Annotated in this window: 21 protein-coding genes and 4 pseudogenes; 22 read left to right on the forward strand and 3 right to left on the reverse strand. The window is 69.5% G+C overall.

Going from position 1 to position 23681, the window contains the following annotated elements; translation table 11 throughout:
• Window positions 1-81: 81 nt before the first annotated feature.
• The gene (locus tag KI385_RS35360) at window positions 82-546 is read left to right on the forward strand and encodes a PaaI family thioesterase (protein ID WP_238576124.1); all 465 of its coding nucleotides are present in this window, start codon (window positions 82-84) and stop codon (window positions 544-546) included.
• On the opposite strand, the gene KI385_RS35365 is transcribed toward KI385_RS35360, so the two are convergent.
• Entirely contained in the window at window positions 538-921 is a 384-nt protein-coding gene (locus KI385_RS35365) for a VOC family protein (RefSeq protein ID WP_238576125.1), read from the reverse strand. The two genes, KI385_RS35360 and KI385_RS35365, sit on opposite strands and share 9 nt — an antisense overlap.
• A 492-nt stretch (window positions 922-1413) precedes the next feature.
• On the opposite strand from KI385_RS35365, the gene KI385_RS35375 reads away from it, so the two are divergent.
• The 8 genes and pseudogenes from KI385_RS35375 to KI385_RS35410 form a co-directional block, all read left to right on the forward strand.
• Entirely contained in the window at window positions 1414-2133 is a 720-nt protein-coding gene (locus KI385_RS35375) for a GntR family transcriptional regulator (protein ID WP_281066993.1), read from the forward strand.
• Between the two features lie 207 nt (window positions 2134-2340).
• Window positions 2341-3372: a sugar ABC transporter substrate-binding protein gene (locus KI385_RS35380; protein WP_238576126.1), complete on the forward strand. Its 1032-nt coding sequence runs from the start codon at window positions 2341-2343 to the stop codon at window positions 3370-3372.
• A gap of 179 nt (window positions 3373-3551) precedes the next feature.
• The gene (locus KI385_RS35385) at window positions 3552-4565 is read left to right on the forward strand and encodes a sugar ABC transporter substrate-binding protein (RefSeq protein WP_470600517.1); all 1014 of its coding nucleotides are present in this window, start codon (window positions 3552-3554) and stop codon (window positions 4563-4565) included.
• A complete protein-coding gene (locus KI385_RS35390) occupies window positions 4562-5623 on the forward strand; it encodes an ABC transporter permease (protein WP_238576127.1) in 1062 nt (353 codons plus the stop codon). Before KI385_RS35385 ends, KI385_RS35390 begins: the two co-directional genes overlap by 4 nt.
• Complete coding sequence (locus KI385_RS35395) at window positions 5620-6429, forward strand: ATP-binding cassette domain-containing protein (RefSeq protein ID WP_238576128.1); 810 nt, start codon at window positions 5620-5622, stop codon at window positions 6427-6429. The genes KI385_RS35390 and KI385_RS35395 overlap by 4 nt, the downstream gene beginning before the upstream one ends.
• A gap of 230 nt (window positions 6430-6659) precedes the next feature.
• Window positions 6660-7781, forward strand: a complete 1122-nt coding sequence (locus tag KI385_RS35400) for an ROK family glucokinase (protein WP_238576129.1) — start codon at window positions 6660-6662, stop codon at window positions 7779-7781.
• Window positions 7778-8350 (forward strand): hypothetical protein, encoded by a 573-nt coding sequence (locus tag KI385_RS35405; RefSeq protein WP_238576130.1) that lies wholly within the window; start codon window positions 7778-7780, stop codon window positions 8348-8350. Before KI385_RS35400 ends, KI385_RS35405 begins: the two co-directional genes overlap by 4 nt.
• Window positions 8351-8463: 113 nt before the next feature.
• Window positions 8464-8553: pseudogene (locus KI385_RS35410) on the forward strand (3-oxoadipate enol-lactone hydrolase); the annotation flags it as partial.
• Window positions 8554-8617: 64 nt separating this feature from the next.
• Here the strand turns inward: KI385_RS35410 and KI385_RS35415 are convergent.
• A complete protein-coding gene (locus tag KI385_RS35415; protein WP_238576131.1) occupies window positions 8618-9676 on the reverse strand; it encodes a PP2C family protein-serine/threonine phosphatase in 1059 nt (352 codons plus the stop codon).
• Between the two features lie 527 nt (window positions 9677-10203).
• On the opposite strand from KI385_RS35415, the pseudogene KI385_RS35420 reads away from it, so the two are divergent.
• The 8 genes and pseudogenes from KI385_RS35420 to KI385_RS35450 all read left to right on the forward strand — a co-directional run.
• A pseudogene (locus KI385_RS35420) lies at window positions 10204-10293 on the forward strand (3-oxoadipate enol-lactone hydrolase); the annotation flags it as partial.
• 489 nt (window positions 10294-10782) lie between these two features.
• Window positions 10783-11026: pseudogene (locus KI385_RS35425) on the forward strand (IS256 family transposase); the annotation flags it as partial.
• Window positions 11027-11559: 533 nt separating this feature from the next.
• Complete coding sequence (locus KI385_RS35430) at window positions 11560-13428, forward strand: virginiamycin B lyase family protein (protein WP_238576132.1); 1869 nt, start codon at window positions 11560-11562, stop codon at window positions 13426-13428.
• A 464-nt stretch (window positions 13429-13892) separates the two neighbouring features.
• Window positions 13893-14027 (forward strand): annotated as a pseudogene (locus KI385_RS44285) (IS630 family transposase); the annotation flags it as partial.
• A 4-nt stretch (window positions 14028-14031) separates the two neighbouring features.
• On the forward strand, window positions 14032-14505 hold the full coding sequence (locus KI385_RS35435; protein ID WP_238576133.1) for a transposase: 474 nt from the start codon (window positions 14032-14034) through the stop codon (window positions 14503-14505).
• A 323-nt stretch (window positions 14506-14828) separates the two neighbouring features.
• The gene (gene pcaDC, locus KI385_RS35440; RefSeq protein ID WP_238576134.1) at window positions 14829-16112 is read left to right on the forward strand and encodes a bifunctional 3-oxoadipate enol-lactonase/4-carboxymuconolactone decarboxylase PcaDC; all 1284 of its coding nucleotides are present in this window, start codon (window positions 14829-14831) and stop codon (window positions 16110-16112) included.
• Window positions 16113-16252: 140 nt separating this feature from the next.
• Entirely contained in the window at window positions 16253-16894 is a 642-nt protein-coding gene (locus KI385_RS35445; protein ID WP_238576135.1) for an MBL fold metallo-hydrolase, read from the forward strand.
• A gap of 38 nt (window positions 16895-16932) precedes the next feature.
• Entirely contained in the window at window positions 16933-17712 is a 780-nt protein-coding gene (locus KI385_RS35450) for an exodeoxyribonuclease III (protein ID WP_238576136.1), read from the forward strand.
• A 73-nt stretch (window positions 17713-17785) separates the two neighbouring features.
• Here the strand turns inward: KI385_RS35450 and KI385_RS35455 are convergent, their stop codons facing one another.
• Window positions 17786-19603: an SGNH/GDSL hydrolase family protein gene (locus KI385_RS35455; protein WP_238576137.1), complete on the reverse strand. Its 1818-nt coding sequence runs from the start codon at window positions 19601-19603 to the stop codon at window positions 17786-17788.
• A gap of 215 nt (window positions 19604-19818) precedes the next feature.
• Between KI385_RS35455 and KI385_RS35460 the strand changes: the two genes are divergently transcribed.
• From KI385_RS35460 to KI385_RS35480, 5 genes are all read left to right on the forward strand, one after another.
• On the forward strand, window positions 19819-20259 hold the full coding sequence (locus tag KI385_RS35460; RefSeq protein WP_238576138.1) for a DUF6278 family protein: 441 nt from the start codon (window positions 19819-19821) through the stop codon (window positions 20257-20259).
• Between the two features lie 192 nt (window positions 20260-20451).
• On the forward strand, window positions 20452-21195 hold the full coding sequence (locus KI385_RS35465) for an amino acid ABC transporter ATP-binding protein (RefSeq protein WP_238576139.1): 744 nt from the start codon (window positions 20452-20454) through the stop codon (window positions 21193-21195).
• A gap of 14 nt (window positions 21196-21209) precedes the next feature.
• Window positions 21210-22139, forward strand: a complete 930-nt coding sequence (locus KI385_RS35470) for a glutamate ABC transporter substrate-binding protein (protein ID WP_238576140.1) — start codon at window positions 21210-21212, stop codon at window positions 22137-22139.
• A gap of 19 nt (window positions 22140-22158) precedes the next feature.
• Entirely contained in the window at window positions 22159-22803 is a 645-nt protein-coding gene (locus tag KI385_RS35475) for an amino acid ABC transporter permease (RefSeq protein WP_238576141.1), read from the forward strand.
• Window positions 22800-23663: an amino acid ABC transporter permease gene (locus KI385_RS35480; RefSeq protein WP_238576142.1), complete on the forward strand. Its 864-nt coding sequence runs from the start codon at window positions 22800-22802 to the stop codon at window positions 23661-23663. The genes KI385_RS35475 and KI385_RS35480 overlap by 4 nt, the downstream gene beginning before the upstream one ends.
• The last annotated feature ends 18 nt before the right edge of the window (window positions 23664-23681 follow it).

The raw sequence follows: 23681 nt of genomic DNA on the forward strand, positions 1-23681 counted from the left end.
AGGGGAAGGATGCGGTTTTAGAGAGACAGCTCTAATATCTGGACAGGGAATTCGGAGTGCGGGCGAGAGGCGGGCTGTGTGATGGCTGGTTCCGAGCAGGGGGCGGTGCTCGATCTCGCCGCGGCGCAAAAGGCCCTGGACGCACAGCCGTTCAGCAGGCTGGTGCAGGCGCGGATCACCGATTTCGGGGGCGGCGGGGCGACGCTGGAGATCGATATCCGCGAGGAACTCCTGCAGCAGCACGGGTTTGTGCACGGTGGAGTGCTGTCGTACGCCGCCGACAACACCCTCACCTTTGCCGCGGCCACGGCGCTCGGCCCCGCCGTCGTCACCGGTGGCTTCTCCATCCACTATCTGCGCCCGGCGCTCGGCCGTACGCTGCGGGCCCGCGCCGAGGTCGTCCAGGCCGGCCGCCGGCAGGCCGTATGCCGCTGCGATCTGACGGTCATCGACGCGCAGGGTGCGGAGAGCGTGTGCGCGGTCGCGCAGGGGACGGTGATGCCGCTCAACGGGCCGTCGCCGGCCGGCGGCGGGCCGTCAGAGTGAGTCGGCGGCCGTGACGTCACGCCCCGGCGTCGCGTGCCCGAGGACATTGACGACCTTGCCGTTCGGGTCCTTGACGAAGAACCGGCGGACGCCCCACTCCTCTTCCTGGAGCGGCCGGACGATCTGTGCGCCCGAGGCCAGCACGGCGGCGTAGGCCGCGTCGACATCGTCGACCTCGATGCTCATGTCGGGGGCGACCGGGGCGGTCTTGTCGTGGGTCATGAAGGTGAGCTGCGCGGTGGGGTTGGCGGGGGAGGAGAGCGTCATGACCCAGCCGTGGTTCATGACTTCCTCGAACCCCAGCAGGCCGTAGAACGTGCGGTTCTCCTCCAGGGCGTCGGAGTGGATGTCGGGGACGACGCGGCGTACGGACATGAGTGGCTCCTCGGGTCGGGGTCATGGCGCCGGCCGCTCGGCGGCCCGGGTGGAGTTCAACTCCTCGGTCGTGGCGACGAAGTGGCGCGGATCGCGCGGATGGGCGTCCATGGCCTGGTTATCAGAAAAGGCCTTGGACATGCAGGGAATCGGGGCATCGGCGTCGCTGTAGGGATGCGGATCGGGTGCCCCGGGCGGCCGGGCGGCCGCCCGGTCGCGGAGGGTGCGGCCGGTGTCGTGTACGCGGCGACCCGGCCCGATGGCGGCCCTACGGGCGGCTTCTTCCGCGGCGGCCGCCCGCTCCCCTGGTGGCCCCGGCCCGGCTGTACGGCCCGAGGAGCCGCTCCCCCGGGAAGCCACCTCTCAACCGCCCTTGTCCGGACAATGTGACCTCCGGACTTCCCGTCATCTGCGCGGACGGATACGCTCGCGAGCGTGGGGAAACGCGATACAGAACAAGCCCTGGGCGCAGAGAGCCCCGTCCAGTTCAGCGTGGACCGGAGCAGTCCGGTCCCGTTGTATTTCCAGCTCTCCCAGCAGCTGGAGGCCGCGATCGAGACCGGCAAGCTGGCTCCCGGCAGTCTGCTCGGCAATGAGATCGAGCTGGCCGGGCGGCTGGGCCTGTCCCGGCCCACGGTGCGGCAGGCGATCCAGTCGCTGGTCGACAAGGGTCTGCTGGTGCGCCGCCGTGGCATCGGCACCCAGGTCGTGCACAGCCAGGTCAAGCGCCCGTTGGAGCTGAGCAGCCTCTACGACGACCTGGAGGCGGCCGGGCAGAAGCCGGCCACCCGGGTGCTGCTCAACACCACCACGGAGGCCGATCCCGAGGTCGCCGCGGCGCTGGGGATCGCCGAGGGCGCGGAGGTCGCGCTGGTCGAACGACTGCGACTGACGCACGGTGAGCCCGTTGCGCATCTGCGTAACCACCTCCCCGCCGGGCTGCTCAAGCTGGAGACCGCTGAGCTGGAGGAGACCGGTCTGTACCGCCTGATGCGGTCGGCCGGGATCACCCTGCACAGCGCCCGGCAGGCCGTCGGCGCCCGTGCGGCGACCGCGGAGGAGGGTGAGCGGCTCGACGAGCCCGAGGGTGCCCCGCTGCTCACGATGCAGCGCACCACGTTCGACGACACCGGGCGCGCGGTCGAGTTCGGCTCGCACGTCTACCGGGCGTCCCGTTACGCCTTCGAATTCCAGCTGCTCGTCCGGCCCTGAGTGCGGCCGGAGGGGCCCACCCGAGGGGCCGTACCGCGCTTGAGGGCGGCCAGACGTGCCCGTATTGCCGTTAATGCCCCGGTGTGGCGTACCCCGAGACGTCCATTCGTCAGAATGTTCTGACAAACCATTGACGTGGCTCGGCGCGCGCCGTTACAAAATCCTCCAGCCGCATTCCGGCGGCCGGGAGACAAAGGCGGTCCCACGATGAACGGCGTGCGTACGGCTAGCCCCTTCACTGCCCGCAGCGTCACTCTGCGCACTGCCGCCGCTTTACTGGCGAGTGCCGCACTGGTCGCACTGGCCGGCGGATGCAGCGCCGCCGGCGGCCAGGACGCCGAGGGCAAGTCCGGCGGATCGGGCAAAGGTGCCGCCACCCCGCGCATGACCATCGGGATGGTCAGCCACTCCGGTGACGGTGACACCTTCTGGGACATCGTGCAGAACGGCGCCGAGCAGGCCGCCGCCAAGGACAATGTGAAGTTCCTCTACGCACATGACAAAGAGGGCGCCCAGCAGGCCGAGCTGATCCAGTCGTACATCGATCAGAAGGTGGACGGGCTGATCGTCACCCTCGCCAAGCCGCAGGCCGTCAAGGCGGCCGTCCGCAAAGCCGTGGCACAGGGCATTCCCGTCATCACGATCAACTCCGGTGGCGAGTTCTCCCAGGCGTACGGGGCACTGACGCACATCGGCCAGGACGAGTCGGTGGCCGGCCGCGCGGTCGGCGACGAGCTGAACGCCCGGCACGCGAAGAAAGCCCTCTGCGTCATCCACGAGCAGGGCAATGTGTCGCTGGAGGACCGCTGCGCCGGTGTGCGCAAGGCCTTCCACGGGACGGTCGAGAACCTCAACGTCGACGGCACCAACGCGCCGTCCTCGCAGTCCTCGGTCGAGGCCAAGCTCCAGTCCGACAAGTCCATCGACGCGATCGTCACGCTCGGTGCGCCGATGGCGGCGATCTCCGTCAAGGCCAAGGAGGAGGCAGGCAGCTCGGCGCAGATCGCGACCTTCGACCTGAACTCCGCCGTCGTGGGGCTCCTCAAGGCCAAGGACGTCACCTTCGCCGTCGACCAGCAGCCCTACCTCCAGGGCTACGAGGCGGTGGATCTGCTCTGGCTCCACAAGGCCAACGCCGATGTGCTCGGCGGCGGCAAGCCGGTGCTGACCGGGCCCGCGCTGGTCACCCAGCAGGACGTACCAAAGCTGACCGAGTACACCGGGCGAGGTACCCGGTGAGACCACAGGGAAGACGGGACCCCATGAACCGGGACAGATCACCGGTAACGGATACTTGTTCGGTTGGGCCCGGCCGGCTGCCGGTGTACGACACCGCACACCCACGGACCGGGCACACCACACAGCGAATACAACCAACGCAGCCGAGACGGCAACATCAGCGGGAAGGGCGAGTCCTCGTGGCAACGGTTCGGAGGAGGGGACGCGTCGTCAGCGCCGTGCTGGCAGCGGTACTCGGCGCCTCCCTGGCGGGGTGCAGCAGCACCGGAGGAAAGCGCGCCGAGGACGAGCGTGCCGCCAAGGCCGCCGGCGGCAAGGCCGCGGTGAACACCCCCCGGTGGACGTTCGCCATGGTCACCCACTCGGGCGACGGCGACACCTTCTGGGACATCGTGCAGAACGGCGCCCAGCAGGCCGCCGCCAAGGACAACATCAAATTCGTCTACGGGCACGACAAGGAGGCCCAGCGGCAGAGCCAGCTGGTGCAGTCCTACATCGACCAGAAGGTCGACGGGCTGATCGTCTCGCTCGCCAAGCCCAACGCGATGAAGGACGTCGTCGCCAAGGCCGAGAAGGCCGGCATACCGGTGATCACGGTGAACTCCGGCGCCGAGGAGTCCAAGGCCTTCGGGGCACTCAGCCACATCGGCCAGGACGAGACGGTGGCAGGCGAGGCCGTGGGCGAGGAGCTCAACAAGCGCGGCAGGAAAAAGGCCCTGTGCGTCCTGCACGAGCAGGGCAACGTCGGTCATGAGCAGCGCTGCGACGGTGCCGAGAAGACCTTCAAGGGCGATCTGCAGAAGCTCTACGTCGAGGGCACCAACATGCCCGATGTGCAGTCCTCCATCGAGTCCAAGCTCCAGGCGGACCGGGGCATCGACGCCGTCGTCACGCTCGGCGCCCCGTTCGCCGCCACCGCCGTCAAGGCCAGGGAGCAGTCCGGCAGCAAGGCCGAGATCGACACCTTCGACCTCAACGCCCAGGTCGCGACCGGCCTCGAGAACGGCACCCTCGGCTTCGCGGTCGACCAGCAGCCCTACCTCCAGGGCTACGAGGCGGTCGACCTGCTGTGGCTCTACAAGTACAACTCCGACGTGCTCGGCGGCGGCAAGCCGGTGCTCACCGGACCCCAGGTGATCACCAAGAAGGACGCCGCCGCGCTGCAGGACTACACGAAGCGGGGCACCCGATGAGCCACACCGACGCACCTCTCGTGCAGCCCGCCAAGAGCGGGGGCGATGAGCGGCTGCTGCACCGCTCCCTGACCCGCAGGCTGATGAGCCGCCCCGAACTGGGCTCGGTCGTCGGCGCCGCCGCGGTCTTCATCTTCTTCTCGATCATCGCCGAGCCGTTTCTGCAGGCCTCCAGCCTCTCCACCGTGCTCTATGCGTCATCGACCATCGGCATCATGGCCGTCCCGGTGGCGCTGCTGATGATCGGCGGTGAATTCGATCTGTCGGCCGGTGTCATGGTCGTCAGCTCGGCGTTGATCTCCTCGATGTTCAGCTACCAGATGACCGCCAACACCTGGGTGGGCGTCGGGGTGTCCCTGCTGGTCACCCTCGCCATCGGGGCGTTCAACGGGGTACTGCTGACCCGTACCAAACTGCCCAGCTTCATCATCACCCTCGGCACCTTCTTCATGCTGACCGGCCTCAACCTCGGCTTCACCAAGCTGATCAGCGGCACCGTCTCGACGAAGTCCATCGCCGACATGGAGGGCTTCGACTCGGCCCGTACGCTCTTCGCCTCGCATCTGACCCTCGGCAGCGTCGACATCCAGATCACCATCCTGTGGTGGATCGTGCTGGTCGCCCTCGCCACCTGGATCCTGCTGCGCACCCGCGTCGGCAACTGGATCTTCGCGGTGGGCGGCAACGCCGATGCCGCGCGGGCGGTCGGTGTCCCGGTCACCAAGACCAAGATCGGCCTCTACATGGGCGTCGCCTTCGCCGCCTGGGTCTCCGGCCAGCATCTGCTGTTCTCGTACGACGCCATCCAGTCCGGCGACGGCGTGGGCAACGAATTCCTCTACATCATCGCCGCGGCGGTCGGCGGCTGCCTGATGACCGGCGGCTTCGGCTCGGCGATCGGCGCCGCCGTCGGCGCCTTCATCTTCGGCATGGCCAGCAAGGGCATCGTCTACGCGCAGTGGAATCCGGACTGGTACAAGTTCTTCCTCGGCGCGATGCTGCTGCTCGCCACACTCCTGAACGCATGGGTCCGTAAGCGGGCGGAGGCAAAGGCATGACAGCGCTGGTCGAGCTGACCGACGTCAGCAAGTACTACGGCAACGTCCGGGCACTGGAGGGCGTGTCCCTGGAGGTGCACGCGGGAGAGATCTCCTGTGTGCTCGGCGACAACGGCGCCGGTAAATCCACCCTCATCAAGATCATCGCGGGCCTGCACCAGCACGACGCCGGCACCTTCACCATCGAGGGTGAGGAGACCGCGCTCTCCTCACCGCGCGAAGCCCTGGACCGCGGAATCGCCACCGTCTACCAGGACCTCGCCGTCGTCCCCCTCATGCCGGTGTGGCGGAACTTCTTCCTCGGCTCCGAGCCCACCACCGGCGTCGGCCCCTTCAAGCGGCTCGACGTCCGGACGATGCGCGAGACCACCCGCAGCGAGCTGCTGCGGATGGGCATCGACCTGCGCGATGTCGACCAGCCCATCGGCACCCTCTCGGGCGGCGAACGGCAGTGCGTGGCTATCGCCCGCGCCGTCTACTTCGGCGCCAAGGTCCTCGTCCTGGACGAGCCGACGGCGGCGCTCGGCGTCAAGCAGTCCGGCGTCGTCCTCAAGTACGTCGCGGCCGCGCGGGACGCCGGGCTCGGCGTGGTATTGATCACCCACAATCCGCACCACGCCTATCTCGTCGGCGACCGCTTCATCCTCCTCAAGCGCGGCACGATGGCCGGCAGCCACGCCAAGTCCGAGATCGCCCTGGAGGAGCTGACCCGCCAGATGGCGGGCGGCAGCGAGCTGGAACAGCTCAGCCATGAGCTGGCCCGCACCGCGACCCCGGAATTCCCCGGAGGTCACCGGCCCGAATGATCCACCCCGCGCCCCGCGCCGGCTCCCGGGCCGCGCGGGGCGCGACATCCCACGCCGCGGTGCGCCGGACGGCGCGGGTGATGCACAATCGCAGCGGACCAGCACATCGAGGCCCCGGCCTCCCGAGACCCCGCAGGGACGAGACGACTCTTGCGAGCAAGCAGCCGCCGCATGGGGGTACCACCCACACCCCTCAGGCAGTGGGGGAGTAACGGCGAAGAGGTGGGTCGATGAGCATGTACCGCGACCAGGTGCACCGAGGATCCGCCAGAGCCACCGTGCTGCGCACGGTCGGCACCCGCGAGCGGCGCTCGCATCTGACCGCCCCCCGCGTGCCCACCGTCGGCATCGACATCGGCGGCACCAAGGTCATGGCGGGCGTGGTCGACGCCGACGGCACCATCTTGGAGAAGGTCCGCACCGAGACACCGGACAAGTCCAAGAGCCCCAAGGTCGTCGAGGACACCATCACCGAGCTGGTGCTCGACCTCTCCGACCGGCACGACGTCCACGCGGTGGGCATCGGCGCGGCCGGCTGGGTCGACGCGGACCGCTCCAAGGTCCTCTTCGCCCCCCATCTGAACTGGCGCAACGAACCGCTGCGCGACCGCCTCGCGGGCCGCCTGGCCGTCCCCGTCATGGTCGACAACGACGCCAACACCGCCGCCTGGGCGGAGTGGCGGTTCGGCGCCGGACGCGGCGAGGACCATCTCGTCATGATCACACTCGGTACCGGTATCGGCGGCGCGATCCTGGAGGACGGCGCGGTCAAGCGCGGCAAATACGGAGTGGCGGGCGAATTCGGCCATATGCAGGTCGTCCCCGGCGGCCACCGCTGCCCGTGCGGCAACCGCGGCTGCTGGGAGCAGTACAGCTCCGGCAACGCCCTCGTACGCGAGGCCCGTGAACTGGCCGCGGCCGACTCCCCGGTCGCGTACAACATCATCGAGCGGGTGGGCGGCCGGATCGGCGACATCACCGGACCGCTGATCACCGAGCTTGCCCGGGAGGGCGACGCGATGTGCGTCGAACTCCTCCAGGACATCGGCCAGTGGCTCGGCGTCGGCATCGCCAACCTCGCCGCCGCCCTCGACCCGTCCTGCTTCGTGATCGGCGGGGGCGTCAGCGCCGCCGACGACCTGCTGATCGGCCCGGCCAGGGACGCCTTCCGGCGCCATCTCACCGGCCGCGGCTACCGACCCGAGGCCACCATCGCCAAGGCCCAGCTCGGCCCCGAGGCCGGTATGGTCGGCGCCGCCGACCTCGCCCGCCTGGTGGCCCGCCGCTTCCGCCGTGCCAACCGCCGCCGCGTCGAGCGCTACGAGCGCTATGAACGGACCGGCCGCCGATGACCGAAACCGAAACCCCCACGATGCACGACGACCACCACCCCACCCCGCCACCCCGCGTCAAGCGCCGCCGCCCCGTGCTGATGGCGCTGATCGTCTTCCTGCTGATCGCGATCCCGGCCGGCTATATCGTCATCTCCGCCGAGCAGAGCCGCGACAGCGGCGAGGGCAAGGAGCAGGAGGCCGCCGCCACCGGCCTGACCAACGCCTTCCCCTCCAAGGTCCAGCAGCGGATCTACAACGTTCCGGTTCCGATCGGCTCCACCCCGGTCTACTACTACGAGACCAACTCCTGGCAGACCAGCTCGCTGTTCGTCCAGTTCAGGACCAACGACTGGGGCCTTGAGCACTACCTCAAGGCCGTCGGCACCAGCACCGCTGCCCTCAAGAAGGACCGGATCACCATCGCGCCCGAACAGGCGGCGAAGGTCGGCTGGGACTTCACCGTCGACTGGCCATGGGCGGGTGCGAAGGTCCCGAGCCAGGCGCCGCACCCCGCTCAGCAGATCATGGTCAGCTTCGACGAGCCGGGTCACCCGGTGGTCTACACCGTGTCGACCGTCAAATTCTGAGCCGGTGCCGTGCGCGGCTTCGACCTGGTGTCCGGCACCGTCCGGCCGACTCCGTCCGGCCTCTTCCTGACCCGGGTGTCAGGACCGCGTCACGGAGTCGGTAGTGCGGCCGGGTGAGCGAGAAGACCCTGCAGCACCGGATCGACGGCCCCGACGACGCCCCCGTACTCGTACTGGGCGCCGCGCTGGGGACCACCTGGCACAGGTCGTAACGGCCGTCACGGTATCGCTGTGCGGTCCCTCTGAATGATGACCGGTGGATCCAGGCTAAGCGGGCTGATTCCTCTGACCGTCAAGCGGCTCCGGAGAGGCGCACAAGCGCACGGCGAGGGCGGCGATGTCGTCGTCGAGGCGTCCTCTGCTGTGGTGGAGGAGGTCATGGTGAAGAGCGTTGAGCAGTTCGCCGGGCCGCCCCGGGGTCTGCCGGTGCAACCAGGCCGCCAGCGGGAAGAACTCGCCGTCGCGGTCGCGAGCCTCGGCGACGCCGTCGGTGTAGAGGAGCAGCAGGTCGCCAGGGGCGAAGTCGAAGGTGTCGATGTTGTAGTGATCACCGATCAGCTCCGCGAGGTTGAGAAGCGGCGAGGGGGCGGTGGGCTCCAGGGCGCGGACTTCCCCCTGGTTCAGGAGCAGCGGCGGGGGATGTCCGCAGTTGAGGATTCCGATACTGCCGCCCCCGTGTGGGATCTCGACGAGAAGAGCGGTGGCGAAGCGCTCCATCATGCCCTCGGGGGGAAAGGCGGCGTTGTAACGGGTACTGCTGGCCTCCAGGCGACGGGCGATATTGACCAGGTCGGCCTCGTCGTAGGCTGCCTCCCGGAAGGAGTTGACCATCGCCGCGGCCGTGCCCACCGCCGGCAGACCCTTGCCCCGCACATCGCCGATGAGCAGTCGGACCCCGTACTCGGTGTCGACCACCTCGTAGAAGTCGCCGCCGATACTGGCCTCCGCCGCGGCCGCGAGATACAGCGCCTCGATCTCGATGCCCCCGAAGCGGCGCGGCATCGGGCTCAGGACCACCTGCTGCGCCGTGTCGGCGACGAGCCGGACCTGGAACAGGGTCTGCTCCCGCCGGAGCCGGACATGACTTCCGTACGCGGCCGCCACGGTGACAGCGACGACCCCCGCCGCCGTCCACCACGTGCCCAGGTCGGGGAACACGATGCCGAGGCCGATCATGAGAAGAAGGCAGACCGTCCCCAGCAGGACGGTGGGGAGCACTGGCCACATGGCGGCGGCGAGGGCCGGCGCTGCGGGCAGGAGCCGGCTGAAGGCCAGTTCTGGGGGAGTGACGTACGCCAGGGCGGCGATGACAACGGTCAGGATCACCGGAGACAGCAGAGTAAGTGGCCCCCGGCCGTGGCGACGACGGAGGCGCAGCCAACCAGGTTTGATCACACTTCGCAGGATATCTACGTATAACGGGACATGGCGCTCTGGTCAGTCGGAGTCGGCCGCCTGCGCCCGGACGGTGCACCCTGCTGGGCGATGGTGCCGAGGCCGAGCAGAGCCGGGCTCCTCGACGACCCGCGCGCGGCCCGGACGGCCGTGCCGGTGACGGGCTCACCGGACTCTCCCGACTGTCGCGGTTCCGGATGCGACCCGCGCGTCCCGTCGGGACCGCGTGACCCGCATGGCCTTGGAACGGTGAAGGCGAGAGGGCAGGACCCGAAGCGAGATCATTCGCTGCCTCGAACGCTGTGCCGCCCGGGAGGTCTTCAACCTGGTCAGGCCGGTACCCACGGGCCCCCGGCATCGCTTCGGGCGCGGCCGACGGCCACGCCCCGGCGGTCCTCGTGCCGGCTCTTCCTGACCCGGGTGTCAGGACCGCGTCACGGAGTCGGTAGCGTGGCCGGGTGAGCGAGAAGACCCTGCAGCACCGGATCGACGGCCCCGACGACGCCCCCGTACTCGTACTGGGCGCCGCGCTGGGGACCACCTGGCACAGGTTGTAGATCGCGTCTTGCGTGGTCCAGGTGGTCCAGGTCAGGGGCGTAGGCGCAGGTCAGGGCCTTGTGGTCGAGGAGCGTCAATGCTGTTGGTGAGACGTGTGTGATACCGCGTGAGAGGTGAGGAACCCCCGTCGGCTTGTCAGCGGGGGTTCCTGCGTTCGGGGACGGGCCCGGTGGGCCGACTTTTCCCGACACCGGCCGACCTCATTTGGATCCCAGCACCCGGCAAGACAGCCGTCATCTGTGCCGAGCGTTCCAGGCCGACGGGCCGGATGTCGCGTGGGCATTCGATCGGCGGGACGCTTGGCCGGTTACGCGGAGTGGGCGGAGCCGGGCGCCGGCGGCCCGCTCCATGGCTCCCGCCTCGGCGGGAGCCGCGGTCAGGGACTTGTCGGCCCCCGGGACGCGGCGCTTGGTACCAGCGGAGCGAAGGTCGACGCCTGTGGATCACTCCTGCCGGAAGGAGGCGCACCTTCCCGCTGGGTGGCGGTCTTCGACTTCCCGGCCGAGCACTGGATCACCTTGCGGACCACGAATCCGATCGAGTCGACCTTCACCACCGCCCGGCTGCGGACCCGTGACACCGCCGCCCTGGCCATGGCCTTCAAGCTCGTCGAGCCCGCCCAACAGCGGTGGTGGGCGGGCGGTCGGCGCGCCCCACCTCGTCGTCCTCGTCCGCGCCGGAGCGGTGTGCGTCAACGGCAGACCGGTCGAGCGACCCGGCTAGGTGGCGGCGTGCTGCGGCGAGAAGGCTTCGACCGTGACGTGGCCGTCGAGTCGGCCGCCTGTCAGGTTCGTCCTCCTTCACGGTCGGCGGCTCCATCTCTCGCCTCGTCCCCCTGCTCAGCTCCACGTTCCGGGCCACATTGCGCGCCAGTTCGTCCTCTCCAACGACGTGCCCGGGTGGGGCTGTGTGTTGGTCTGTCCGGGTGATAGTCGGGTCAATACGGTGGTGTTTTATTGGCCATTTCGGGTTAATGGTGGTGACCGTTTTCCGGTGGGTTGCCCATCTCTCCGGGGAGAGAGGCAACCCCTGTGGTGCGCGGATGCGTGGTACGTGTCGGCGGGTCTCTCTCTGTCCCGGTGTGCAAGCGGTGGTCCGGCGCGCGTATGCCGGCGCCGTGCGACGCGGGCCCCGGATGGGAGTTCTCGGGCGGCCCTCTCAGCTGAGAGAGGTTTGTCATGGATCTGACTACGGGTTGGTGGGGAGCTCCGGCGGTGGCCGGGGTTCGGCCGGTTGTACCGGCCGGTGGATCTGGGGTGGCCGCTGTACGGGGGCTTGTGGCCGCGCCGTTCAGTGCGGCGTTCTCCACGGTGACGATCCCGGCGGGCACTAGCCCGCTGGCGGTTGCCGTGGCGCCGAACGGCAACGTCTACGTCGGCAACGCCAATTCGAACAACGTGACGGTGATCGACAGTGCCACGAACACGGTCCTGGCCACCCTCCCCGCCGGCTCAGGCCCGGCCATGATTGCGGTGGCGCCGAACGGCAACGTCTACGTCACCAACCAGAGCTCGAACAACGTGACGGTGATCAGCAGTGCCACGAACACGGTCCTGGCCACCGTCCCCGTCGGCGGGGGCCCGTTCGCGGTGGCGGTGGCACCGAACGGCAACGTCTACGTCGGCAACAGCACTTCGAACAACGTGACGGTGATCAGCAGCGCCACGAACACGGTCCTGGCCACCGTCCCCGTCGGCGCGGTCCCGGACGCGGTGGCGGTGGCGGCGAACGGCAACGTCTACGTCGCCAACCGGAACGCGAACACCGTGACGGTGATCAGCAGCGCCACAAACACCGTCCTGACCACCCTCCCCACCGGTGGGTTCCCGGGCGCGGCGGCGGTGGCGCCGAACGGCAACGTCTACATCGCCAACCAGACCTCGAACAACGTGACGGTGATCGGAAGCGCCACGAACACGGTCCTGGCAACCGTCCCCGCCGGCACGGTCCCGGGAGTGGTGGCGGTGGCACCCAACGGCAACGTCTACGTCACCAACACCGTTTCGAACAACGTGACGGTGATCGACAGCGCCACGAACACGGTCCTGGCCACCGTCCCCACAGGCCTGGGCCCGTTCGGGGTGGCGGTGGCGCCGACCGGCAACGTCTACGTCGGCAACAGCAATTCCAACAACGTGACGGTGATCAGCAGCACCACGAACACCGTCCTGGCAACCGTCCCCGTCGGCGCGTTCCCGTTCTCGGTGGCGGCGGCGCCGAACAGCAATGTCTACGTCACCAACGCCAATTCGGCCAACGTGACGGAGATTTCGCCGTTGACGGTGACGACCTCGCCGGCGTCGCCGGTGTGCGGGCAACCGGTGACGTTCAACATTTCCGGGGGGACTCCGAACGGGACAGCGGTGGTGAACTTCGGGGACAGCAGCCCCACGGTCACCGTCCCCCTGGACGCCACCGGGAGCGGGCAGACCACCCACACCTACACCGCCGGTACGTTCACCGCGACCGTGAACGGCAACCCCACCCCCGTCACCGTGAGCCCCAACTCCACAACGACGACGCTGTCGGTGACGCCGAACCCCTCCACCTGCGGGCAGAGCGTGACCGTGTGCGCCACCATCACCCCGGCACCAGCCACCACCTCAGTGCCGACCGGCACGGTCACCTTCACCCTCCCCAACAGCCAGACCCAGATGGTCCCCGTCAACGCATCGGGGCAGGCCTGCTTCACCACCACGGCCCTGACCACCGGCACCCTCACCGCCGCCTACAGCGGTGACAGCTGCTTCACCGGCTCCACCACCAGCACCCCCGTCACCGTGAACCCCACCCCCACAACGCTGACCGCGCAGCCAGGCACGATCCGGCTCCGGCTGACCCCGCTGCCCGAGTTCTACATCCCCACCCTCAGCGCCACTCTGACGACCACCTCGGGGATGCTGGTGGCCGGTCAGCCGGTGACCTTCACCGCCACCACGCTCTTCGGCCCGGTCAACCTCGGCACCGCCGTCACCGACGCCAACGGCACCGCCACCATCCACAACGCCATCGTCCCCGTCTTCGCCATCGCCACCCCCTTCTACACCGCCACCTTCCCCGGCACTGCCTGCTACACCGCCGCCACCGCCCACGGCATCCTGCTGTTCATCCCCCTCCCGGGCTGATCTCACTGGCTCCGAAAACCCCACGTCACCTGGTCTGCTGCGACGGGAGGAACACACCGTGGCCCAACTGGACGAGCTGGCCGACCAGTCGAGGGGTTTGGCGACACGTGTGGATTCCAGAGGCGGGGCTCCGGCCGTGAGGGCGGCTCCAGCATCGGCACGGTGATCCAGCAGACCACGGCGCAGGAAGGGCGGCAGAACAACCCGACTCCGCGCTCGCGAGCTGCGCTCGGAGGGTGCCACAGCGACGGTGATGACGGCAACGACGGCACACCTCGGCTGCCAAACGGCCACTCTGACAGCACAGCCTTGAGGAGCGGGAGGCCATGCGTAGGAACTCTCCCGACCCTGCTGATCCACAGGTATCGACGATTGCTCCCGCCCGGATAGTGCTGTGACCACATGGTTCGCCGGGTTGGCGGTTGGATGGGCGGTGACATCCGTTTCGCCTCCTGAGGGATGTGGTGGCCGAGCCTGTGCGGGTGCGCAGACTCACCGATCAGGAAGGGCAGAGGCTGCAGCAGATCGTGGGCCGGGGCACCAGCTCGGTGCGCTATCGCCGGGCGAGGATGCTGCTGGACCGAGGAGGGCGACGAAGAGGCGGTGCTGCAGGCCACCCGCAACACCCTGTGCCTGCTGGCCCACCGAATCGGGCAGCTCACCGACCAGATCCAGGACCTGGAACGCCGCCTGGCCCAGCTCGTGGAACGCCACGCGCCGCAGTTGCTCACTGTGGTGGGCATCGGCCCGGACACGGCCGTCACTCTGCTGATCACGGTGGGGGGCAACCCGGAACGTCTGCACAGCGAGGCGTCCTTCGCCGCGCTGTGCGGGGTCAGCCCCGTAGAACGCTCCTCGGGCAGTCGACAGTACCGTCGCCTCAACCGCGGCGGCGACCGGCAGGCCAACGCCGCCCTCCACCGGATCGTGCAGACCCGCCTGCGCTTCGACCCGCGCACCCGGGACTACTACGAACGCCGCACTAAGGAGGGCAAAACCCGACGCGAGATTGTCCGATGCCTCAACCGCTATGCCGCCCGCGAGGTGTTCCACCTGGTCAGGCCCACACAGTCATGACACCCGTCATAGGGGCAGTTGTGAGATGTGAGAGCGTGCGGGGCGTGAGTGAGATACCGACGCACACTCTGCAGCACCGCTTTGATGGGCCAGAAGACGCCCCGGTCCTGATCACGGGCAAGGCGCCGCATCCGTACTCAGCGGATCGTGGTGAGCTACGGCCAGCCGAGTCACCCGGTCGTCTACACCGTCTCGACCGTGAGGCTCTGACCTGCGCGTATCCCGCTTCGGTCGCGGCCGACGGCCACGCCCCGGCCGTACTCGTGCCGGCGCTTCCTGACCCGGGTGTCAGGACCGCGTCACGGAGTCGGTAGCGTGGCCGGGTGAGCGAGAAGACCCTGCAGCACCGGATCGACGGCCCCGACGACGCCCCCGTACTCGTACTGGGCGCCGCGCTGGGGACCACCTGGCACATGTGGGACAGGCAGATCCCCGAGCTGACCCGCCACTGGCGTGTCATCCGTTTCGACCTGCCGGGACACGGCGGCTCGCCCGCCCACGCGGCGACCTCCATCGCCGAGCTGGCCGACCGGCTCGTCGCCACCCTCGACGCCCTGGGCGTGGAGCGCTTCGGCTACGCAGGCTGCGACATCGGCGGGGCCATCGGCACCCAGCTGGCGCTCACCCGCCCGCACCGGGTCACGTCCCTGGCCCTGGTGTCCTCGTCGCCGCGCTACGGCACCGCCGACGCCTGGCGCCAGCGCGGCGTGGTCATCCGCACCAACGGGCTCGACCCGATCGCCCGCACCGCCCCCGAGCACTGGTTCACCCAGGGCTTCTCCGGTGCCCAGCCCGCCATCGTCGAGTGGGCCGTCCAGATGGTGCGGACCACCGACCCCGGCTGCTACATCGCCGCCTGCGAGGCGCTGGCCTCCTACGACGTACGGTCCTCCCTCGGCCGGGTCGGCGTACCCACGCTCGTCGTCGTCGGCTCCGAGGACCAGGTCACCCCGACCACCGACGCCCGCAGCCTGGTCGCCGGCGTACCCGACGCGAGCCTGGCGCTGGTGCCCGGCACCTCCCACCTCGCGCCCGTCGAGCAGCCCGCGGCCGTCACCGAACTCCTCATCCGGCACTTCACCACCGCCTGGCACGACAAGCCGGGCCCCGGCGGCCAGGCCGCGATCGGCGCCGCCGCGCCCAAGCCGCAGATCGCGCCCCCGCCGCCCCCGCAGGCGCCGCCCGCCGCCATAGAGTCCGGCCTCGCCCAGCCCGAGCAGGACCGCGGCGGCACGTACGAAGCGGGCATCAAGATCCGCCGCGAGGTCCTCGGCGACGCCCACGTAGACCGGGTCCAGGCCGCCGCCGACGACTTCACCGGCGACTTCCACGACTTCATCACCCGCTACGCCTGGGGCGAGACCTGGACCCGCCCGGGCCTGGACCGCCGCACCCGCAGCATCATCACGCTCACCGCACTGGTCGCCCGCGGCCACCACGACGAGCTGGCCCTGCACACCCGCGCGGCCCTCCGCAACGGCCTCACCCCCACGGAGATCAAGGAAGTCCTGCTGCACACCGCCGTCTACTGCGGCGTCCCGGCGGCCAACTCCGCCTTCGCGGTCGCCCAGCGGGTGATACGGGAGGAAACGACACCGGAGGGCTGAGGCGCGCCGGACGGGCGGGGCGGCCCTTCGGGGTGGGCGGGTGCAGTGACGCGGGTGCCCACCCCTACGGGGGCGGGGAGGGCCTACCGGTGCGGGTGCGGGTAGGAAGCGGCGGGGAGAGCAGGGGCAAGATGGCACGTATGGAACTCACGAAGAAGACCCACGCCTGTGTCCGGCTGGAGAAGGACGGGCAGACGCTCGTCATCGACCCCGGTGTCTTCAGCGAGGAGGACGCGGCCGTCGGTGCGGACGCGATCCTGGTCACCCACGAGCACATGGACCACTTCAACGAGGACCGGCTGCGGGCGGGCATGGAGGCCAATCCGGGCGCCGAGATCTGGACCCTGGCCAGCGTCGCCGAGCAGCTCTCGGCCGCGTTCCCCGGCCGGGTGCACACGGTCGGCGAGGGCGACACCTTCACCGCGGCGGGCTTCGACGTGGAGGTGCACGGCCAGATGCACGCCGTCATCCACCCCGACATCCCGCGCATCACCAACGTCGGCTATCTGCTCGACGGCGGGGCGGTGTTCCATCCGGGGGACGCGCTCACGGTCCCGGAGGGCCGTACGGTCGACACCCTGCTGCTGCCCGTGCACGCCCCCTGGAACAAGGTGGCCGAGGTCATCGACTATGTCCGGGCGGTCGCGCCCCGGCGGGCCATCGACATCCACGACAGCCTGCTCCAGGATCACGCCCGTCCGGTCTACGACTCCATGATCGACAAGTTGGGCGGCACCGACCACGGCCGTCTCACCCCGGGCACCAGCACCACCGTCGGCTGAGACCCTGACTGTCAGTGCCTCGCTGTAGGTTTACAGACATGCGCATCGCGACCTGGAACGTCAATTCGATCACCGCCCGCCTCCCGAGGCTGCTGGCCTGGCTGGAGCGCACCGGCACGGACGTGCTGTGCATCCAGGAGACCAAGTGCACGGCCGAGCAGTTCCCGCTCGACGAGCTGCGCGAGCTCGGCTATGAAGCCGCGGTCAACGCCAACGGACGCTGGAACGGCGTGGCTCTGCTGTCCAAGGTGGGGCTGGAGGACGTCGTCATGGGCCTTCCCGGCGGCCCGGACTACGAAGGGGTGCAGGAGCCGCGCGCCGTCTCGGCGACCTGCGGCCCGGCCCGCGTCTGGTCGGTGTACGTCCCCAATGGCCGCGAGGTCGAGCATGCGCACTACACCTACAAGCTGGGCTGGTTCGAGGCGCTGAAGACGGCGGTCGCCGAGGACGCGGCGGGCGGCCGCCCGTTCGCGGTCCTCGGTGACTACAACGTCGCACCGACGGACGAGGACGTCTGGGACCCGGCCGTCTTCGTGGGCGCGACCCATGTCACGCCCGCCGAGCGCGCCGCCCTGACCGCCCTGCGCGAGGCGGGCCTGACGGACATCGTTCCGCGCCCCCTCAAGTACGACCGTCCGTACACCTACTGGGACTACCGTCAGCTCGCCTTCCCCAAGAACCGCGGAATGCGTATCGATCTGGTCTACGGCAACGAACCGTTCGCCAAGGCCGTCTCGGACGCCTACGTGGACCGCGAGGAGCGCAAGGGCAAGGGCGCCTCGGACCATGCACCGGTCGTGGTGGACCTCGACGTGTAGGGGCCTCGACGTAGAGGCCACCACGGCCCGGACCCCTTCGCCTCGGAGCCCTTCACCCCAGCTCCGCCGAGCCTCACCCCTGCCCCGGCACCAGTGCGCCGAGGTTCACCGACTCGCCGAGCGCGTTCAGGCCGGTGTCGCCGGGGTGGAGATGGTCGCCGCTGTCGTAGGCGGGGAGCATCCGCTGAGGTTGCTGTGGGTCGCGGAGGACGGCGTCGAAGTCCAGGGTGGCGTCGAAGGCGCCGTCGTTGCCGCGTACGAAGGCGTTGACGGCCTGGCGGCGGGCGTCGACGGCCGGGGTGCAGTCGGGGTAGCCCGCACAGGGCCCGACGGTCGCCACCACGACCCGCAGCCCCCGCTCGTGCGCCCGCCGGGCGATGGCCCGCAGACCGGCGATGACCTCCTCGGCCGAGGCGCCCCAGCGCACGTCGTTGATGCCCTCGAAGACCACCACCGTCCGCGCCGACGGCTGCGCCAGCACATCGCGCTCCAGCCGGTGCTGGGCGCTGACCCCGCCGGTGTCCGTGCTGACACCGTCGCCCTGATAGCGGTCGGCGACGACGTGGTTCGCCGAGATGCCGTGGTTGAGCACGCCATAGCGGGGCAGCGCGCTCTGCGCCTGGAAGCGGCGGGCCAGTACATCGGGCCAGCGGTGGTTGGCGCCGGGTGTCGACTTCGCCCCGTCGGTGATCGAATCGCCCAGCGCCACGATCGAGCCGGGGCCGCCGTCGACATCAACACCCGTCAGGAACGGCCAGATGGCCATCGTCTCCGGGTAGGCCCCGCCCCCGGCGTCCCCCGTAAGGTCGCCGCTGCCCGTCGCGCTCAGATACGACAGCTGGGTCGCCTCCTGGTGCACCGGCGCCGCCGTCACGGTCCCCGGCAGATGGATGCTCACCAGCAGATCGGTGCCGGCGGGGACGGTGAAGGGCGCCGGATCGCTGAAGGCCTCGGCGCCGGCCGGTATATGGGTGCCGGTCCGACCTCGCCCGAAGGTCAGCGGGACCGGCTCGCCGTCCGCCGCCGCCCCCGTGCCGCGCACCGCGACGCTGGCCGCCCCTATCTCCACCGGCGCCGCCGCGAAGGTGTTGGCGATCCGTATCCGCGCCCGCGGCCCGCCCGCGCCGCTGTGCACGACCAGCCGCAGCGTACGGTCCGTCCAGGGCCCGACCGCCCGGTAGCCGCCGGTGCTCGCCGCCCAACTCCCGGTCCGGCCGCGCCCGGTGTCCCGCACCGCCACCGCGAACACATGCAGCGCGCCCGCGGTACCGGACGCCTTGGGCAGCACCACCGCAGCCACTTTCCGGCCGGCCCGCAGCGGTACCGTCACCACGTACAGCCGTGCCGTCTCCGTCAGCTGTCCGCCCGCGCCGTTGATGTGCGGCAGTGCCACCGCCTTGGCGCTCAGCGGCCCCGACCGCCAGTCGGGCGCGGTGAGTTCGTACGAGCCGCGCGATCCGTCCCGGTAGCGCACGGTGCCGTAACCGGAGGCCGTGCCGCCGGTCGCGGCGACCAGAAATGTCATCGCGTCGCCCCGGCCGCGCACCGCCACTGCTTGTCCGTCCGCGACCACATTGTCCGGTGCCCCGGGCGCGGTATCCGGCCATCCGAGCCGCGCTCCGTCGATGGTGAGGACGCTCCCGGGCGTCCAGCCGGCCGCCGTCAGGTCCTGTGCGCACAGCGAGTGGCCGGTGCCGTCGAAGTCGGCCGTGCCGGGTCCGGAGTGGTCACTGACCGCCGTGTTGTCGAAGAGTTCGGCCAAGGGCGACGGCCGGTGCGGGTGTTGCACCGGGCCGGCCGGTGCGGCCGTCGCCGTGCCGGTGGTCGTGGCCGGCAGCGCCGTCGCGGTGAGCAGCAGTGTCAGGGTGGCGCCCCATCGTCGTACGCGCATCGGTCGGTACCCCTCCGGGAGGCGTCAACGGGCAGGTATGAGCTGCGATCCGGCCGTTCCCGCGAGGGGCGAGGGGGCTCCTGCGGATCCAGCGGATCCGATCCGAGCGCCATGAAGGTAGGCAGGCGGACAGGGGGCGTCAAGGGGACGAACGGCGCGCGCTCGCGCCGCGCGCCTGTGGCCCCGACCACAGGTCGGGTGGGACCCTGCACACCATGAACATGTCTTTCCTGGACAAGTGGCGCAAGCGGCAGCATGCGCACCGGTCCGTGCCGCTCGCCGAGTCGGTGCGGGCCGATCCCGAGAGCGTCGTCGAGCTGCTGTCCGAATGCGAGCTGCTACGGGCCCAGGCCGCGACCGCGGGGGTGGAACTGGACGACTCCGTACGCTCGTTGGAGGCGCTGGACCAGCTGCAGCCCGTCTGGCGGGACGATCCGGAAGTGCTGCCCTGGCTGGGCAATGACGCGGGTCTGTACCTCGGCACGGTTCTGGTGCGTACGGTACGCGGCGCCGTCTGGCACGTATGGCCGGACGGGCAGCCGGTGGTCCGGTTGGAGTCCGGGCGGGAGATCGATGTGGTCGCGGCGGGCCATGGCTGGGCCGATACCGGTGCGCCCGAACTCTCCCAGGTCTACGCCGAGGTCTCGGAGAGCTGACTCCCGCGTGAGGTCAACGAACGGGCCCCGCCCACCGGGTCCGCGCGACGTTCATCCGTAACATCCGTAACCCTTCGCCCTGATTTATCTGCCCCTATCTGCGCATACGTGCGTGTCAGTGGAGAAGTGCCCCTTTCGCACCGGTAGGTTGCGGGCTCTCCGCTGTACGGATGAGAGTGGGCAGGTCTGCATATGGCCGGTGATGCGCTGATTGAACTGCGCGGGGTCAACAAGCACTACGGAAAACTGCATGTCCTCCAGGACATCGACCTCACCGTCGGCCGCGGGGAGGTGGTCGTGGTCATCGGACCCTCCGGGGGCGGTAAGTCCACCCTGTGCCGGGCCATCAACCGTCTGGAGACCGTCGAGTCGGGCGTCATCAAGCTGGACGGCAAGCCACTGCCCGAAGAGGGCCGGGCGCTGGCCCAGTTGCGGGCCGAAGTCGGCATGGTCTTCCAGTCCTTCAACCTCTTCGCCCACAAGACCGTGCTCGCCAACATCATGCTGGCGCCGGTCAAGGTCCGTAAGAAGAAGAAGGACGAGGCCGCACGGCGCGCCCACGAGCTCCTGGAGCGGGTCGGGCTCGCCTCCCAGGCCGACAAATATCCGGCACAGCTCTCCGGCGGCCAGCAGCAGCGCGTCGCCATCGCCCGTGCGCTCGCCATGGACCCCAAGGCACTGCTCTTCGACGAGCCGACCTCCGCCCTCGACCCGGAGATGATCAACGAGGTGCTGGAAGTCATGCGCCAGCTCGCCCGGGACGGGATGACGATGGTCGTGGTCACCCACGAGATGGGCTTCGCCCGCTCGGCGGCCAACCGCGTGGTGTTCATGGCCGACGGCCGGATCGTCGAGGACCGCACCCCGGAGGAGTTCTTCACCGCACCGCGCAGCGAACGGGCGAAGGACTTCCTCTCCAAGATCCTCAAGCACTGAACGGGGGCGCTGCGATGCCGCACAGTCACTCCACGCGCCTGCGCCGCGCCCTCGTGGCCCTCGCGCTCGCCGCGCTCGCGCTGGCCCTCGCGGGCTGCGGCCGGGCCGGCAGCCCGCCCGTCAAGGGCCCCAAGGGCAGTGAACTGCCCCAGTACCCGGTCGCGAAGAACTTCCGGCTGCCCGACTCCCCGACCTGGACGCAGGCCAAGCGCCGCGGCCATCTCGTCATCGGCGTCAAGGAGGACCAGCCCTACCTCGGTGAGAAGGACCCGGCCTCCGGCCTCTACACCGGCTTCGACATCGAGATCGCCAAGATGCTGTCGGCCGCCCTCGGCTTCCCGCCCAGCACCATCCAGTTCAAGACGATCGCCTCCGCCAACCGCGAGACCGCCCTGCAGAACGGCCAGATCGACCTCTACGTCGGCACGTACACCATCAACGCCAAACGCAAGAGGCTGGTGGGCTTCGCCGGCCCCTATTACATGGCCGGCCAGTCGCTGCTGGTGCGCACCGACGAGAACGACATCAAGGGGCCGCAGGACCTGGCCGGCAAACGCGTCTGCTCGGCGGCCGGCTCGACCCCGTACCAGCGCATCCAGGCCGAATACCCCAAGGCCGTGCTGGTCGCCTACGACACCTACTCGGTGTGCGTCGACAACCTGCTCACCTACCAGGTCGACGCGGTCACCACCGACGACGCGATCCTGCTCGGCTACGCCGCGAAGGTGCCCGACGAGCTGAAGGTGGTCGGCAAGCCGTTCTCCGAGGAGCCGTACGGCATCGGCGTCCCGCGCGCCGACACCGCGCTGCGTCTCGCGCTCGACGACGCCCTCGCCGCGAACGAGAAGAACGGCAACTGGAAGAAGGCGTACGACGCGACCCTCGGCCTGTCCGGAGTGCCCGCACCCGAGCCGCCCCCGATCGACCGCTACCCGGCGACCTGAGTCGCCAAGGAACTGACCGATGAACGTTCTCCTCGACAACCTCTCCCTCTACGGGGAGGGCCTGCTGGGCACCGTCGAACTCACCGTCTACGCCTCGCTGCTCGCGCTCGGCCTCGGCTTCCTCATGGCGGCCTTCCGTGTCGCGCCGGTCGGCTCGCTGCGGGCCCTGGGCACGGCGTGGGTGACGGTGCTGCGCAATACGCCGCTGACCCTGCTGTTCTTCGCGGTGGTGCTGGGCCTGCCGCGCTTCGGTCTCGTACTGCCCTTCAAGCTGTTCGCGATCCTCGCGCTGGGCTGCTACACCTCCGCCTTCATCTGCGAGGCGGTGCGCTCCGGCATCAACACCGTGCCGGTCGGACAGGGCGAGGCGGCCCGCAGCCTGGGCATGACCTTTCCGCAGACCCTCGGCGACATCGTCCTCCCGCAGGCCTTCCGGTCCGTCATCCCGCCCATCGGCTCCACGCTGATCGCGCTCGCCAAGAACTCCGCGATCGCCGGTGCCTTCAGCGTCGTCGAACTGCTCGGCGTCTACAAGCCGCTCAACGAGATGGGCTACAGCATCATCTGGACCTTCGTCTGGATCGCCGTCGGCTATCTGATCGTGACCCTGACCATCAGCGCGATCTTCAACGTGCTGGAGAAGCGCTTCGGAGTCCCCCGATGACCACCGCCCTGTACGACCTCCCGGGACCGCGGACCAGGCAGCGGCACCGGCTCTACGGCCTCGGCTCGACGGTCGCGATCCTCGCCCTGGTCGCCTGGATCATCTACCTCCTCTTCGACACCGGCCAGTTCACCGCCGCGAAGTGGACTCCCTTCACCTACACGGGAATCCAGGAGCTCCTGCTCACCGGGCTGGGCAACACCCTGCGGGCCTTCGGCTTCGCCGCGGTGCTGTCGCTGGCGTTCGGCGGGGCGCTCGCGATCGGCCGACTCTCCGAACACCGGACGGTCCGATGGGTGAGCACGCTGATCGTGGAGTTCTTCCGCGCGATGCCCGTGCTGGTCATGATCTTCTTCATCTATGTGGCGCTGCAGGTGGCGCCGCTCCCCGCGCTGGTGGCGGGGCTGACGCTCTACAACGGCTCGGTGCTCGCCGAGGTCTTCCGCAGCGGCATCAACTCCGTCGACCCCGGTCAGCGGCAGGCCGCCTACGCACTGGGTATGCGCAAGACCCAGGTCATGACGCATGTTCTGGCGCCGCAGGCGATCCGTGCGATGCTCCCGGCGATCATCAGCCAGCTGGTGGTCACCCTGAAGGACACCTCGCTCGGTTACCTCATCACCTACGAGGAGTTTCTGCACGCCGGCAAGCTGATCGCCTCCAACCTCGACTACGACCTGCCGTTCATCCCTGTCGTCATGATCATCTCGCCGATCTACATCGGGATGTGCATGCTTCTGTCCTGGCTGGCGACCTGGGTCTCCCGGCGCCAGAAGCGCAACATCAAGATCGAGGGCATCGAGGTGGCCGCCCCGGAACCGGGCACGCTGATGCCGGGGGGACCCCAGCCGCAGGCCTGAGAGCCGGGCCCCGCGGCG

It is taken from the genome of Streptomyces inhibens, from assembly GCF_022221585.1.
In the GTDB taxonomy this organism is placed as follows: domain Bacteria; phylum Actinomycetota; class Actinomycetes; order Streptomycetales; family Streptomycetaceae; genus Streptomyces; species Streptomyces inhibens.